At 57.3% G+C, this 13,435-nt stretch carries 14 protein-coding genes and 1 other annotated feature; of the genes, 2 read left to right on the top strand and 12 right to left on the bottom strand.

Translation table 11 applies throughout. The annotated features are described in order from the left end of the window. Position 1: 1 nt before the first annotated feature. From N438_RS16575 to yjjY, 7 genes are all read right to left on the bottom strand, one after another. The gene (locus tag N438_RS16575) at positions 2-301 is read right to left on the bottom strand and encodes a DUF2502 domain-containing protein (RefSeq protein ID WP_012968980.1); all 300 of its coding nucleotides are present in this window, start codon (positions 299-301) and stop codon (positions 2-4) included. 195 nt (positions 302-496) lie between these two features. Then, positions 497-1,777 carry a threonine synthase gene (gene thrC, locus N438_RS16570; protein ID WP_008807507.1) on the bottom strand — a complete coding sequence of 427 codons (1,281 nt, stop codon included), beginning with the start codon at positions 1,775-1,777 and terminating at the stop codon, positions 497-499. A 3-nt stretch (positions 1,778-1,780) separates the two neighbouring features. Beyond that, the gene (gene thrB / locus N438_RS16565) at positions 1,781-2,710 is read right to left on the bottom strand and encodes a homoserine kinase (protein ID WP_008807508.1); all 930 of its coding nucleotides are present in this window, start codon (positions 2,708-2,710) and stop codon (positions 1,781-1,783) included. A gap of 1 nt (position 2,711) precedes the next feature. After that, complete coding sequence (thrA, locus tag N438_RS16560; protein ID WP_008807509.1) at positions 2,712-5,174, bottom strand: bifunctional aspartate kinase/homoserine dehydrogenase I; 2,463 nt, start codon at positions 5,172-5,174, stop codon at positions 2,712-2,714. Positions 5,175-5,199: 25 nt separating this feature from the next. Continuing rightward, positions 5,200-5,317: a sequence feature (Thr leader region), on the bottom strand. Beyond that, entirely contained in the window at positions 5,256-5,324 is a 69-nt protein-coding gene (gene thrL / locus N438_RS16555; protein WP_004222578.1) for a thr operon leader peptide, read from the bottom strand. Its footprint overlaps the feature before it by 62 nt. A 211-nt stretch (positions 5,325-5,535) precedes the next feature. Continuing rightward, positions 5,536-6,222 (bottom strand): tRNA/rRNA methyltransferase, encoded by a 687-nt coding sequence (locus tag N438_RS16550; protein ID WP_008807510.1) that lies wholly within the window; start codon positions 6,220-6,222, stop codon positions 5,536-5,538. Positions 6,223-6,618: 396 nt separating this feature from the next. Further along, the gene (gene yjjY, locus N438_RS16540) at positions 6,619-6,759 is read right to left on the bottom strand and encodes a protein YjjY (protein WP_001541509.1); all 141 of its coding nucleotides are present in this window, start codon (positions 6,757-6,759) and stop codon (positions 6,619-6,621) included. Positions 6,760-6,854: 95 nt separating this feature from the next. Here yjjY and arcA point away from each other — a divergent pair, with 95 nt between their 5' ends. Then, positions 6,855-7,571 (top strand): two-component system response regulator ArcA, encoded by a 717-nt coding sequence (gene arcA, locus N438_RS16535; protein ID WP_002887843.1) that lies wholly within the window; start codon positions 6,855-6,857, stop codon positions 7,569-7,571. Positions 7,572-7,633: 62 nt separating this feature from the next. Here the strand turns inward: arcA and creD are convergent, their stop codons facing one another. From creD to creA, 4 genes are read right to left on the bottom strand one after another with little or no spacing between them, the layout of a single operon-like run. After that, positions 7,634-8,992: a cell envelope integrity protein CreD gene (gene creD / locus N438_RS16530; RefSeq protein WP_165818805.1), complete on the bottom strand. Its 1,359-nt coding sequence runs from the start codon at positions 8,990-8,992 to the stop codon at positions 7,634-7,636. Between the two features lie 60 nt (positions 8,993-9,052). Next, on the bottom strand, positions 9,053-10,477 hold the full coding sequence (creC, locus tag N438_RS16525; protein ID WP_116696377.1) for a two-component system sensor histidine kinase CreC: 1,425 nt from the start codon (positions 10,475-10,477) through the stop codon (positions 9,053-9,055). Next, positions 10,477-11,166, bottom strand: coding sequence for a two-component system response regulator CreB (creB, locus tag N438_RS16520; protein WP_032731599.1), 690 nt, complete (start codon positions 11,164-11,166; stop codon positions 10,477-10,479). The genes creC and creB overlap by 1 nt, the downstream gene beginning before the upstream one ends. Before the next feature lie 12 nt (positions 11,167-11,178). Next, the gene (creA, locus tag N438_RS16515; RefSeq protein WP_012542917.1) at positions 11,179-11,652 is read right to left on the bottom strand and encodes a protein CreA; all 474 of its coding nucleotides are present in this window, start codon (positions 11,650-11,652) and stop codon (positions 11,179-11,181) included. A gap of 209 nt (positions 11,653-11,861) precedes the next feature. On the opposite strand from creA, the gene robA reads away from it, so the two are divergent. Beyond that, positions 11,862-12,731, top strand: a complete 870-nt coding sequence (robA, locus tag N438_RS16510) for an MDR efflux pump AcrAB transcriptional activator RobA (protein ID WP_008807515.1) — start codon at positions 11,862-11,864, stop codon at positions 12,729-12,731. On the opposite strand, the gene gpmB is transcribed toward robA, so the two are convergent. After that, entirely contained in the window at positions 12,728-13,375 is a 648-nt protein-coding gene (gene gpmB / locus N438_RS16505) for a 2,3-diphosphoglycerate-dependent phosphoglycerate mutase GpmB (protein ID WP_008807516.1), read from the bottom strand. The two genes, robA and gpmB, sit on opposite strands and share 4 nt — an antisense overlap. Positions 13,376-13,435 lie beyond the last annotated feature (60 nt).

The raw sequence follows: 13,435 nt of genomic DNA, 5'->3' as shown, positions 1-13,435 counted from the left end.
ATCAGTCGTCGTGGTGATGCCGCTCGTGCCCATGGCCATGATGGCCTTGATCGTCATCATCGTCGCGATCATGGTGGCGATAATCATCATGCGGGCGCCAGCGATCGTCACGCCAGTCATAATGGTGAGCCCACCAGTCACGATCGCGCCAATGATCGCCATCCCAGTAGTGCCCATAATCATCGCGATCGCCGATTTGCAGCTTCACCGCCGGGAGCAGGGTGATTTCGTCGGCATGAACCAACGCAGGAGCGACCAGCAATATAGAAAGTGCCAGCAAAGCAGATTTCAGCGTTGTCATAAGTGACCTCTTCTATCCGTCCCCGTTATGGGCCGATAGCAAAATATTAACGCCACAAAACTATTCTGATTATTCTCTGCAATCTGAATCTAGAGTGCGCCGCATTTATTGCTCGTTCGTACACAATATCTCCATCTTCGAGCGTAAAAAAAACCGGGCACCAGGCCCGGTTTAGCTGGTGGATGAACGACAATACTAGCCCATCATCAGCTTACGCAGCGCGGCGAAATCCGCCGGCAGATTGTGGGACAGCAGCGGCAGGTCGGCGCGGTCAGCCAGCTCCTTCGGCAGCGGCAGGGTTTCCTGCAGGATCTCTTCCACGCTCTCTTTGAATTTCGCCGGATGCGCGGTACCGAGGAACAGGCCGTACTCTCCCGGCTGCAGCTGATCGCGCAGCGCGCGCCAGGCAATCGCCGCGTGCGGCTCAGAGATGTAGCCGATGGCCTTCAGCTCGCGCATCGCCGCTTTGGTGGTCTCATCATCGACCGCGGCGTAACCCAGCTCGCTCAGGCGCCAGATTTTACGGCGGAACAGCTCCTCGACGCGCGGCCAGTTGTTCGGCTGGCTGACGTCCATGGCGTTAGACAGCGTCGCCTGGGTAGCTTTTGGCGCCCACTCGCCGCCCTGCAGATAACGGGGAACGGTGTCGTTCGCGTTGGTGGCGGCAATAAAGCGCTTAATCGGCAGACCCAGCGACTTGGCCAACAGACCAGCGGTCAGATCGCCGAAGTTGCCGCTTGGCACGGAAATCACCAGCTGATTGCGAGCTTCCTGCGGCAGTTGCGCCGCCGCTTCGAAGTAGTAGCAGATCTGAGCCAGCAGGCGGCTGATGTTGATGGAGTTAGCCGAGTTGAGCCCCAGCGTGGCCTTCAGCTCTTCATCGTCAAACGCCTGCTTCACCAGCGCCTGGCAGGCATCAAAGTCGCCATCAATCGCCACGGTTTCAATGTTGCCGCCGAGGGTACAGAACAGCTTCTCCTGCAGCGGGCTGATCTTACCGCGCGGATAGAGGATCACGACCTTGACGTTCGGCAGACCGTAGAAGGCATGCGCCACCGCCGCCCCGGTGTCGCCGGAGGTTGCGGTGAGAATGGTGACCGGCTTATCGCCGGCGATATGGGTCAGCATCTGCGCCATAAAGCGGCCGCCAAAATCTTTAAACGCCAGCGTCGGGCCGTGGAACAGCTCCAGGCAGCCGACATCGTCCTGAACCTTGCTTACTGGCGCCGGAAACGCAAACGCTGCGCGCACCCGCTGCTGCAGGACATCCTGCGGGATCTCATCGCCGATAAAGGCCGATAAAATTTTGGCGCTGCGGGTGACAAAATCCTGCGCCAGCATGTCGTCGATTTCAGTCAGGCTGAATTCCGGCAGATCGTGCGGAAAGAACAGACCCTGATGCTTGCCAAGTCCCTGGGTGACGGCCTGCGCAAAGCTGACCTGCTCGTTATGATCTTTTAAGTTATACAGTTTCATTGGTTATCCCACTACGCGTGCGCCCGCCGTGTCCAGCCGGCAAATATGAACAAAGCCTTCCTGATTCTGCAGATAGTGCGCGCCAAGCCAGTCGGCGACGCGCTGTGCGGTGTCCGGTTTATCACACAACGCAAACAGCGTCGGGCCAGAGCCGGAGATGCCGCAAGCCTGCGCACCGATCTCCATTGTCGCCTGGCGCGCTTCGCTAAAGCCCGGCAACAGTTTGGTACGGTACGGTTCGGCAATGACATCTTTCATCAATTTTGCCGCCAGCTGCGGCTGGCGGGTGTAGCAGGCATGAATAAAGCCCGCGAGGTGGCGACCATGGGCGATACAATCCTGGCGGCGGTATTGTGCCGGCAGAATCGCCCGCGCTTCTGCAGTGGATACTTTAATCCCCGGATAGGCCAACACCCACAGCCACTCATCAAACCCCGGCACCTGCTGGCTGATAATCCCGTTCTCTTCGATCATCAACTGCATGCCGCCAAGATAGCACGGCGCCACGTTATCGTAGTGAATGCTGCCGGAGATACGCCCTTCCATCTCCCCCATCAGCGCCAGCATCCGCGTCTCGTTGAGCGGCTTACCGCAGAACTCGTTCATGGCCACCAGCGCGGCGACCACCGAGCAGGCGCTGGAGCCAAGCCCGGAGCCGATCGGCATGTTTTTTTCCAGGGTCATCGTCACCGGTACCGTCTTACCGATCTCCCGGCAAAAGCTTTCCCAGCACTGATAAACAATGTTTTCCTGCGGCGCCGTCGGCAGTTTGCTGGCGAAGCGTCCCAGATTGTGCAGACTGAATTGCTCTGCCGCTTCAACAGTGACGTTATCGCCCAGCAGCGTGCCATCCACCGGCGTGACCGCCGCGCCCAACACATCAAACCCGACGCTCATATTGGCACTGGAAGCCGGGGCATATACTTTGACCATCTTAAACTCCTAACTTCCAGGACAAGGTGCGCAGCAGGTCGGCAAATACGCCGGCCGCCGTGACGTCGTTCCCGGCGCCATAGCCGCGCAGCACCAGCGGCAGTGGCTGATAATAGTGGCTGTAAAAGGCCAGCGCGTTCTCACCATTTTTGACTTTGAATAATGGATCGTTGCCGTCAACGGCGGCAATTTTCACGCGGCAGGTACCATCCTCTTCGATGTTACCGACGTAGCGCAAGACTTTACCTTCATCACGTGCCTTAGCAACCCGCGAGGCAAACCCATCGTCCAGCGAGGGCAGACGGGCCATAAAGGTTTCGACGTCGCCGCTGGCGTCGAAGTCCGCCGGCAGCGCCGACTCCACGATAATGTCTGACAGCTCCAGTTCACGCCCGGTCTCACGGGCCAGAATCAACAGCTTACGCGCGACATCCACCCCGGATAAATCGTCGCGCGGATCCGGCTCGGTATACCCCATCTCACGGGCCAGCGCCGTCGCGGCTGAGAAACTCACCCCCTCGTCCAGCTTGCCGAAGATAAAGGACAGAGAGCCGGAAAGGATCCCGGAGAAGTGGCGCAGCTCATCGCCGGCGTTGAGCAGGTTCTGCAGGTTCTCAATCACCGGCAGGCCAGCGCCAACGTTAGTGTCATAGAGGAACTTACGGCGCGAGCTGCTGGCCGCATGGCGCAGCTGGTGATAGTAATCCAGCGAAGAGGTATTGGCCTTTTTGTTCGGCGTCACCACATGGAAACCTTCGCGCAGGAAGTCGGCGTACTGATCGGCGACCGCCTGGCTGGAGGTACAGTCGACGATCACCGGATTGAGCAGGTGGTACTCTTTCACCAGGCGGATCAGACGGCCAAGATTAAACGGCTCTTTCGCCTCAGCCAGCGCTTCACTCCAGTTCTCCAGATTCAGGCCATGAACGCTGGTCAGCAGCGCCTGAGAATTGGCTACACCGCAGACGCGCAGATCGATATGTTTGTTCTTCAGCCATCCCTGCTGGCGCTTGATCTGCTCCAGCAGCGCGCCGCCGACGCCGCCGACGCCGATGACAAACACTTCAATCACCTGGTCGGTGTTGAACAGCATCTGATGGGTCACGCGCACGCCGGTGGTGGCGTCGTCATTGCTGACCACCACCGAAATAGAGCGCTCGGAAGAGCCCTGGGCAATCGCCACGATATTGATATTGGCGCGGGCCAGCGCCGCAAAAAATTTCGCCGAGATACCGCGCAGGGTACGCATCCCGTCGCCCACCACGGAGATGATGGCCAGACGCTCCATAATGGCCAGCGGCTCCAGCAGCCCCTCTTTCAGCTCGAGATAAAACTCATCTTCCATCGCCCGTTTGGCACGCGCGCAATCGCTCTGCGGCACGCAGAAACTGATGCTGTACTCCGAAGAGGATTGGGTGATCAATACCACCGAGATGCCAGCGCGAGACATGGTGGCGAAGACGCGTGCCGCCATGCCGACCATACCTTTCATCCCCGGACCGGAGACGTTGAACATCGCCATATTGTTGAGGTTAGAGATGCCTTTCACCGGCAGGTCGTCTTCATCGCGACTGGCGCCGATGAGCGTTCCCGGCGCCTGCGGGTTGCCGGTATTTTTGATCAGGCATGGGATCTGAAACTGAGCGATAGGGGCAATGGTGCGCGGATGCAGCACTTTCGCGCCAAAGTAGGAGAGCTCCATCGCCTCCTGATAAGACATTGATTTCAGCAGACGTGCATCTGGCACCTGGCGCGGATCGCAGGTATACACCCCGTCGACATCGGTCCAGATTTCGCAACAGTCCGCGCGCAGGCAGGCGGCCAGTACCGCCGCCGAATAGTCGGAGCCGTTACGCCCCAGCACCACCAGTTCGCCCTTCTCATTGCCGGCGGTAAATCCGGCCATCAGGATCATATGGTCTGCCGGGATCTGGCTAGCGGCAATGCGGCGGGTGGATTCGGCGATATCGACGGTGGATTCCAGATAGTGGCCCACGGCGAGCAGTTTTTCGACCGGGTTAATCACACTGACTTTATGTCCACGGGCTTCCAGCAGACCCGCCATGATGGCGATGGAGAGCTTTTCGCCACGGCAGATCAGCGCGGCATTAACCCCATCCGGGCATTGGCCCAGCAGGCTGATGCCGTGCAGGACATGCTTAATCTGAGCAAATTCCTGCTCAACGAAGGCTTTCAGTTGGGCAAGCGGGAAAGCGGGCTGGGCATCGGCAAGGCCCTGGAGAAGTTCGGCAAAAATGCGTTCAGCGTCGGCAATATTCGGGAGGGCATCCTGGCCACCGATCGTTTTTTCAATCATCGCCACCAGGTGGTTGGTGATCTTCGCCGGGGCAGACAGTACGGTCGCTACCTGCCCCTGCCTGGCATTACTCTCCAGAATATCGGCAACCCGCAGAAAACGTTCCGCATTTGCCACTGATGTACCGCCGAACTTCAACACTCGCATGGTTCTTACCCCTTGATCTCTTGTCAAAAAAAAAGCCCGCACTGTTCAGGTGCGGGCTTTTTTCTGTGTTTCCTGTACGCGTCAGCCCGCACCGTTACCTGTGGTAATGGTGGTGGTGATAATGGTGGTAATCATGCCGATGCGATTCATGGATGTTGTGTACTCTGTATTTTTATCTGTCTGTGTGTCCTGCCTATATTGGTTAAAGTATCTGCCTTCTTAAGTCAATGAATTTCTCAATTAACCCCATTTCAGCCAGCTTACGTATTGCGCCGTCATGGCAAGAAAAAACATCCAGTTCGGCGGAATTCAGCCCACAAAAACAGCACAGATAACTATAAACAAAAAATATGACAGAGCTTTATTCTGGCAGGTTTTTTTCAATATCATGCAGCAATCGATGCAACATTGCCGTGTCGCGCTGCTGCAGCAGCCCCATTCGTTGCGCCAGCCAGTCGGCCAGTTTGGCATCCTCTTCCACGCCTAAACGCGAAAGCAATGCCTCGGTGCGGATGCGTAATGCCTGCAGCTGATGATGATCTGCCGCGGCGGCGGCGGGAGCCGTTTGTTGCATAAGCGATGCTAATTGATAACAGTAGACCATCACCGACTGGCCGAGATTGAGCGATGGATAATCCGCTACCATCGGCACGCCGGTGAGCACATCGGCCAGGGCCAGTTCCTCATTGCTCAACCCGGAGTCTTCACGGCCAAAAACCAGCGCCGCGTGCGTCATCCACTGCGCCTTCTCCTCCAGCAGCGGCAACAGTTGCTGCGGCGTGGCGTAGTAATGAAACCGCGCGCGACTGCGGGCGGTGGTGGCGACGGTAAAATCGACGTCGTGCAGCGCCGCAGCAAGGGTTGGATAGGTAGTGACGCCATCGAGGATATCACCTGAACCATGCGCCACCCAGCGTGCCGCTGGCGCCAGGTGGGCTTCACTGTCCACGATCCTGAGATCGCGAAATCCCATCGTTTTCATTGCTCTGGCAGCGGCACCGACGTTTTCTGCCCGGGCTGGGGCGACTAAAATAATCGTTAAACGCATTGCGGTTTCTTTCTCTCTCTCAGGCGTTGGCGAAGCGCTGGCCCCACCATTTTACGCGGTGAAAATTTACAAATTTGCAACAAAAATCACTAAAATTGCGTTTGCTTACCCATAAAAAAATCTAAACTGTTCTCAGGAGGCCATGACGAGGAGTATGTTAACAGAACCCATTTATCCATATGATGGGCAATGAAATTTCATCTGAGCCATCGTTCCATGCATTGGATTCACTGTATTTATTAATTTATCCACGCAACTAGTTGAGCTGTGTAAGGATTGTGACTATAAAGAGCATGACGATGCAATGATTTCACAAGACTGTTAACGTGCTACAATTGAACTTGATATATGTCAACGAAGCGTAGTTTTATTGGGTGTTCGGCCTCTCTTAGCCTGTTATGTTGCTGTTAAAATGGTTAGGATGACAGCCGTTTTTGACACCGTCGGGTCCAGAGGGAAAGTACCCACGACCAAGCTAATGATGTTGTTGACGTTGATGGAAAGTGCATCAAGAACGCAATTACGTACTTTAGTCATGTTACGCCGCGCATGTTAATTTGCGACATGCAGCAGGCAGGTCAGGGACTTTGGTACTTCCTGTTTCGATTTAGTTGGCAATTTAGGTAGCAAACATGCAGACCCCGCACATTCTTATCGTTGAAGACGAGTTGGTAACACGCAACACGTTAAAAAGTATTTTCGAAGCAGAAGGTTACGATGTATTCGAAGCGACCGATGGCGCGGAAATGCATCAGATCCTGTCTGAAAATGATATCAACCTGGTAATCATGGATATCAACCTGCCGGGTAAAAATGGTCTTCTGCTGGCGCGCGAGTTGCGTGAGCAGGCTGACGTCGCGCTGATGTTCTTAACTGGCCGCGACAACGAAGTGGATAAGATCCTTGGCCTCGAAATCGGCGCTGACGACTATATCACTAAACCGTTTAACCCGCGTGAGCTGACCATCCGCGCGCGCAACCTGCTCTCCCGTACCATGAATCTCGGTACCGTGAGCGAAGAGCGCCGCAGCGTGGAGAGCTACAAGTTCAATGGTTGGGAACTCGATATCAACAGCCGCTCACTGGTGAGCCCGAACGGCGAGCAGTACAAGCTGCCGCGCAGTGAATTCCGCGCGATGCTGCACTTCTGCGAAAACCCGGGCAAAATTCAGTCTCGCGCCGAGCTGCTGAAGAAAATGACCGGTCGTGAGCTGAAGCCGCATGACCGTACCGTTGACGTGACCATTCGTCGGATTCGTAAACACTTCGAATCCACTCCGGATACCCCGGAAATCATCGCCACCATTCACGGTGAAGGCTACCGTTTCTGTGGCGATCTGCAGGAATAATGCGTTTTATTCCGCAGTCATGATGTGAAAACGGCGCCCCAAGGGCGCCGTTTTTTATGCCGTCACTCTTTCCAGAGGCGCAGCTTGTCATCATCGGCAGCCGGCGGCGGGGGCGCACTGCCTTTCGGTAACGATAACGCATACCAGTCCACCCGGCGGGTCAAAAACATCAGGACGCTCAGCGCTAGCGCCAGTACCCCGGTACCCAGCAGTAGCGCGCTGTCCTCGGAATGCAGCAGAAACCACATCACACCATCCAGCAGCAGCAGCGCGGCGACAAACAGCAGGCTGTTACGCCATCCCCTGAGCACTGCCTGTAAATAGACCCCGTTCATCACCACGCCGGACAGGCTGGCCGCCAGCCAGGCGGCGGTAAATCCAACGTGCTCCGAGAGCGCCAGCAGCACCAGGTAAAACAGCACCAGCGACAGGCCCACCAGCAGATATTGCATCGGATGCAGGGGACGACGGGTCAGGCTCTCGAACACGAAAAAGGCCATAAAGGTCAGCCCAATTAACAGGATGGCGTATTTTGTCGCCCGATCGGTTAGCTGGTACTGGTCGGCAAGGGACATCACATCGGCACTGAACGCTGGCAGCCGCGACCACGGGATCTCCATATCATCCTTAAAATAGCTCCCCATATCGTTGGCGAACCAGCTGCTTTGCCAGTGGGCGCGATAGCCGGCAGCACTCACTTCCCGTTGCGTTGGCAGGAAGCTGCCGAGAAAGCCGGGATGCGGCCAGTTACTGGTTAACTGCAGCTCGCTGTTACGCCCGATCGGCACCAGTGAAAACTCTCCCGTCCCGTTCAGATCGAGTGAAAAGGCAATCTCAAGCGGCTTGTTGTCCTCCGCCAGCGCAGGCATTGGCATATTAATACCTGCGCCATCGCCGCTTATCCCCAGCCCCGGCTCCACGCTTAATACGTTACCGTTGACCTCCGGGGCATGGATGGCGCCAATGCCGCGGGCATCGCCGACGCTCACCACCAGCCGCGGCGGGCCTAAGACGATATTCGTTTTTCTCAGCGCCGCCAGACGCAGCGGATCAAACGAGGCCTTAATCTGCAAGGCGTTATGCCAAACCTGGCCGCTGTAGATACCCACCCGCCGCGACTCCACGGTCTGTTTGCCGGTGACCGCCAGCGACTCCGGCAGCCAGTAGTACTCCCAGCTCCGCTGATAGTTGACCTCTTTTTGATTCTCCATGCGGGTCAGGGTCTCGGTCACCGGAATGGCGATCAGCGGCCCGGCGAGTTTTTGCGAGCCACTGGTGCTTTGCTCAATGGCGTCCACCACTTCGCTACGATAATCCGCCCGCTCATTAATAAGCTCCCTGACCATCATTAACGGCAAAGATAACAGCACAACACAACCGATTAACGTGGTGATTTTCCAGAATAACGGTGATTTCAACATAGCCTTTCTCCCTATCGTGATGGCCTCACTGTAGAGCGGCTATGTGGGGGGAATTTGAAGCTATGTGAAGGGACGGTGAAGCCGCAGCGTGGCGACCACGCCGCCTTCGGGGCGATTGTGCAGATGAATATCACCCTGATGCAGGCGCGCGACTTCACGAACGAACGCCAGTCCCAGGCCGCTGCTCTTATGGCCGTCTTCGCGCGGCAGCGAATAGAATCGCTCAAAGATTCGTTCCAGGGCATAGTCCGGAATACCGCACCCGTTGTCGATAACGCTCAATTGCACCTCTTCATTTCGCTTCTCCGCAGCCAGGGCGATCTCGCCGCCCTGGGGGGTAAAGTCAATCGCGTTGTCGAGCAGATTACCCAGCGCCTGGGCCAGCAGCTCGCCATCGCCATTGACCAGCATCCCACTCTCCCGCCAGCGCAGGGTGATAGCTTTCGCCGCCAGAGCGATGTCACGCTCCTCCGTCAGCCGTTGGTATAGCGCATCTATCGACACCGGCTGCTGCTTTATCTCCAGCCGGCTTTCCAGTCGCGCCTGCTGGAGCAGCCGCTCCACCAGCAGTTGCATCCGGGTGTTTTGCGCGAGGATATTATCAGTAAACCGCGCCGCCACAGCAGGCGGCGGCCCTTCGCGCAGGATCTCCGCCGCGCCGCGGATGGCCGCCAGCGGGCTTTTCAGTTCATGGGTCAGGTCATAGACATAGTTTTCGATGGCATTCTTACCTTCGAGCTTTACCCGCATGCTCTCCAGGGCCTGGGCCAGCTTGCGCAATTCGCTGCTGCCAACCTCCGGCAGCGGCAGCGGGCGCTCAGCGGTCACCGAGTCCGCATAGCGCACCAGCTTGCCGATAGAGAAATTGATCCACCAGACGACGCCGACGCCAATCAACAACGCAATGCCCAGCAGGGCGCCGCCGGCCCAGAGGATCCGCCGTTCGCTGCGCTTGATGACCGGCGTCATCGCCAGGTTGGGTTTACCGACGCTCAGCACCCCGATAATCCGCCCCTTATCCATCACTGGCGCGGCGATATACATGACTGAGCTGGTTTCATCATGCGGATCGCTGCGCGTACTGCGCGCGCCGTACTGGCCGCGCAGGGTGAGCCAGACGTCATTCCAGCGCGAATAGTCCTGCCCTGTCGCCTGTCCGCTGGAGTCAAACACTACCTTGCCCCTGGCATCGGTCAGATAGACACGGTACTCATTACGCACCTTTTTAATTCCGCCAATATGGGCGTTGATCGGCTGCTGGTTGAGCTGTTGAAAGGCCTGAGCCAGCCTGCCCTGCTGCGGATTTGCCGCCAGCAGGTCCTCACGCGCCAGCGCCGCCAGCAGCGTGGCGGTATCGTTGAGGGTCCCCTCCGTCGCCCCGCGCACGCCTGGCTTCACTTCCTGGACAAAGATCGACAGCACAAACCACGCGGCGATAGCGACGATAAGAAAATAGCCCAGCAGCAGGCGCATGCCGATACGCATCAGCCACGCCCCAGGCTGTAGCCCATGCCGCGATGGGTATTGATCGGCGTAACCTCGGGATTCACGGCCCGCAGCTTGGCGCGCAGGGTTTTGATATGGGTATCGACGGTACGGTCGAGGCTTTCCCAGGCATCGCTCCACACCAGCTCCATCAATTGCTGACGGGAGAAGACGCGACCAGGCGCGTGAAGCAGGGTTTTCAACAGCAGGAATTCGTAGCGCGTCAGGTTCAGCGGCTGGCCGAACCAGCTTATCGACGCCGCCTGCTCATCGAGCACAAACTCGCCGACGCGCACCACCGGCGAAGGCGCGGCAAACTTCTGCAGTCGCCGCAGCACGGTTCGCACCCGCGCGCAGACTTCGCGCGGCGAAAACGGCTTGGCGATATAATCGTCAGCGCCGATTTCCAGCCCCAGCAGCTTATCGACCTCGTCGCTCCGCGCCGTCAGAAACAGCACCGGCAGCGCCGGATAACGCGTCAGCATGCGCCGACAGAGCTCAAAGCCGCTGATATCCGGCAAGCCGACGTCAAGGATGGCGACATCGGGCGCCTGATGCGCCGCCGCCTCCAGCGCGGGCAACCCGCGGCCAAAGACGGTGACCTGGAAGCCCTCCTGCTGCAGCATGTAAACCAGGGTATCAGCGATACTCTGTTCATCCTCGACTAACCAAATCCGTGGCTGCTGCATGCGCGCTCCCGTTTATTTATTCCATGGCATGATCGGCACGGCGCTGATGGCGTTCTTCGGCGAGCCATCAACCACTTTATCCGAGTAGGTCAGATAGACCAGCGCATTGCGCTTGGCATCATAGAAACGCACGACCTGCAGTTTTTTAAACACCAGCGAGGTGCGCTTCTGGAACACCACGTCGCCCTGGCTTTTGCCGTTTTTGATTTTGTCCGTCAGCTCAATCGGCCCGACCTGCTGGCAGGAGATGGCCGCGTCGGAGGTATCTTCCGCCAGCCCCAACCCGCCTTTGATCCCGCCGGTTTTCGCCCGGCTGATATAGCAGGTCACGTTCTGCACATCCGGATCGTCAAAGGCTTCGACGACAATTTTGTGATCCGGCCCTAACCATTTGAAGACCGTATCCACGGAACCAATCTGCTCCGCCTGAGCCATCTGGCAGCCGGCCAGCAGCAGCAGGCCCATCGCAAACTTCTTGTATTTCATATTGTTACCATTATTAAAAAATATAGCTGAGTGATTATCACGCACTTAGCAGAAAAGGTTTATAGATCACAGCTTTACAAAATTATCGTTCAGCTCCACTGACCTTCCGCATTTAAAAGCAAAAAAAACACTGAATGCTAAAACATCAAAAAATGCTATTATCCGCTACTTTAATATCAGGCACCTGTGTTTAAGGATGGGGACATTTTATGGATCAAGCAGGGATTATTCGCGATCTCCTTAGCTGGCTGGAAGGTCACCTGGATCAGCCGCTTTCTCTGGACAATGTGGCGGCGAAGGCAGGTTATTCCAAGTGGCATTTACAGCGAATGTTTAAGGATGTCACCGGCCATGCCATCGGTGCCTATATTCGCGCGCGCCGGTTATCGAAATCTGCTGTCGCATTACGTCTAACCGCCCGTCCAATCCTTGATATTGCGCTTCAGTACCGTTTCGACTCCCAGCAGACCTTCACCCGGGCATTTAAAAAGCAGTTCTCGCTGACGCCGGCGCTCTACCGCCGCTCCCCGGACTGGAGCTCGTTCGGTATGCGTCCGCCGCTGCGTCTTGGCGAATTCACGCTGCCAAAGCATGAATTTGTCGCCCTGCCCACCACTCAGTTGCTCGGCGTCACCCAGAGCTATACCTGTAAGCTCGAGGAAATCTCCGATTTCCGCAACCAGATGCGCGTCCAGTTCTGGCGGGACTTCCTCGGCAATTCGCCGTCGATCCCTCCGGTGCTCTACGGGCTGCATGAGCCGCGTCCGAGCCTGGAGAAAGACGATGAGCAGGAAGTGTTCTATACCACCGCGTTGACGCCGGAGATGGCTAATGGTCATCTGCAGAACGCCCACCCGGTCACCCTGGAGGGCGGCGAGTATGTCATGTTCACGTATGAAGGACTGGGCACCGGCCTGCAGGAATTCATCCTGACGGTCTACGGTACCTGCATGCCGATGCTAAACCTGACCCGTCGCAAGGGGCTGGATATTGAACGCTTCTACCCTGAAGATGAAAACCGGGATCAGGCTACGCCGATTCAGTTACGCTGCGAGTATCTGATCCCGATTCGTCGTTAACGCTGCAGCTCGTCCATCGCGGGGGCGTCAAGATGCGAGACGTCGCCCGCCGTTTCCACCACCCAGCCGGAAGCCAGCCACGGGCTTTGCTGATAGTCAACGCGCGAGATAGAGCAGTTGCGCAGTCGCAAACGACGCTCAGCGTATGCTGGCAGCCCTAAAATCGTGCTTACCAGGCAGCCCAGCGCAATCCCATGACTCACCAGCAGTGGTCGGCTACCGGCCGGTAATTCCAGACAGGATGCCAGCGCCGCATGCATCCGCTCGCTGAGCTCCTGCATCGATTCGCCCTGCGGAATACGGCCATCCGGCGTGCCGTTGACAAGCTGGCGACGCCAGCCCTCTTCTTCGTCGCTGAGCGAGTCGATATGGCGCTTCTCCAGCACCCCCATATCCAGCTCGCGCAGACGCGCATCGGCGATCACGCTGCAGCCGCAGGCTTCGGCGATAATCTCTGCTGTGCGGCGGGTTCGTCCCAGATCGCTGGTAATAATATGGGTGATCCCCAGCGTTCTGGCGCGCTCGCCAACCTGCCAGGCCTGGCGCTCACCGTGTGCGGTCAGCGGGCTATCGGACTGACCCTGAATACGTCGCTCGGCGTTCCACTGCGTTTCACCGTGGCGAACAAGGTATACCTGTAACATGCTTTTTTTCCGTTCTGGACTCGTTATCAACCGGGTTTGGGCATTACCGCCTGCCCTGAG

The sequence above is a fragment of the Klebsiella sp. GL120222-02 genome (genome assembly GCF_003097195.1).
In the GTDB taxonomy this organism is placed as follows: domain Bacteria; phylum Pseudomonadota; class Gammaproteobacteria; order Enterobacterales; family Enterobacteriaceae; genus Klebsiella; species Klebsiella variicola.
The sequence above is the reverse complement of the archived record's forward strand: the minus strand, read 5'-3'. Positions and strand labels throughout refer to the sequence as shown.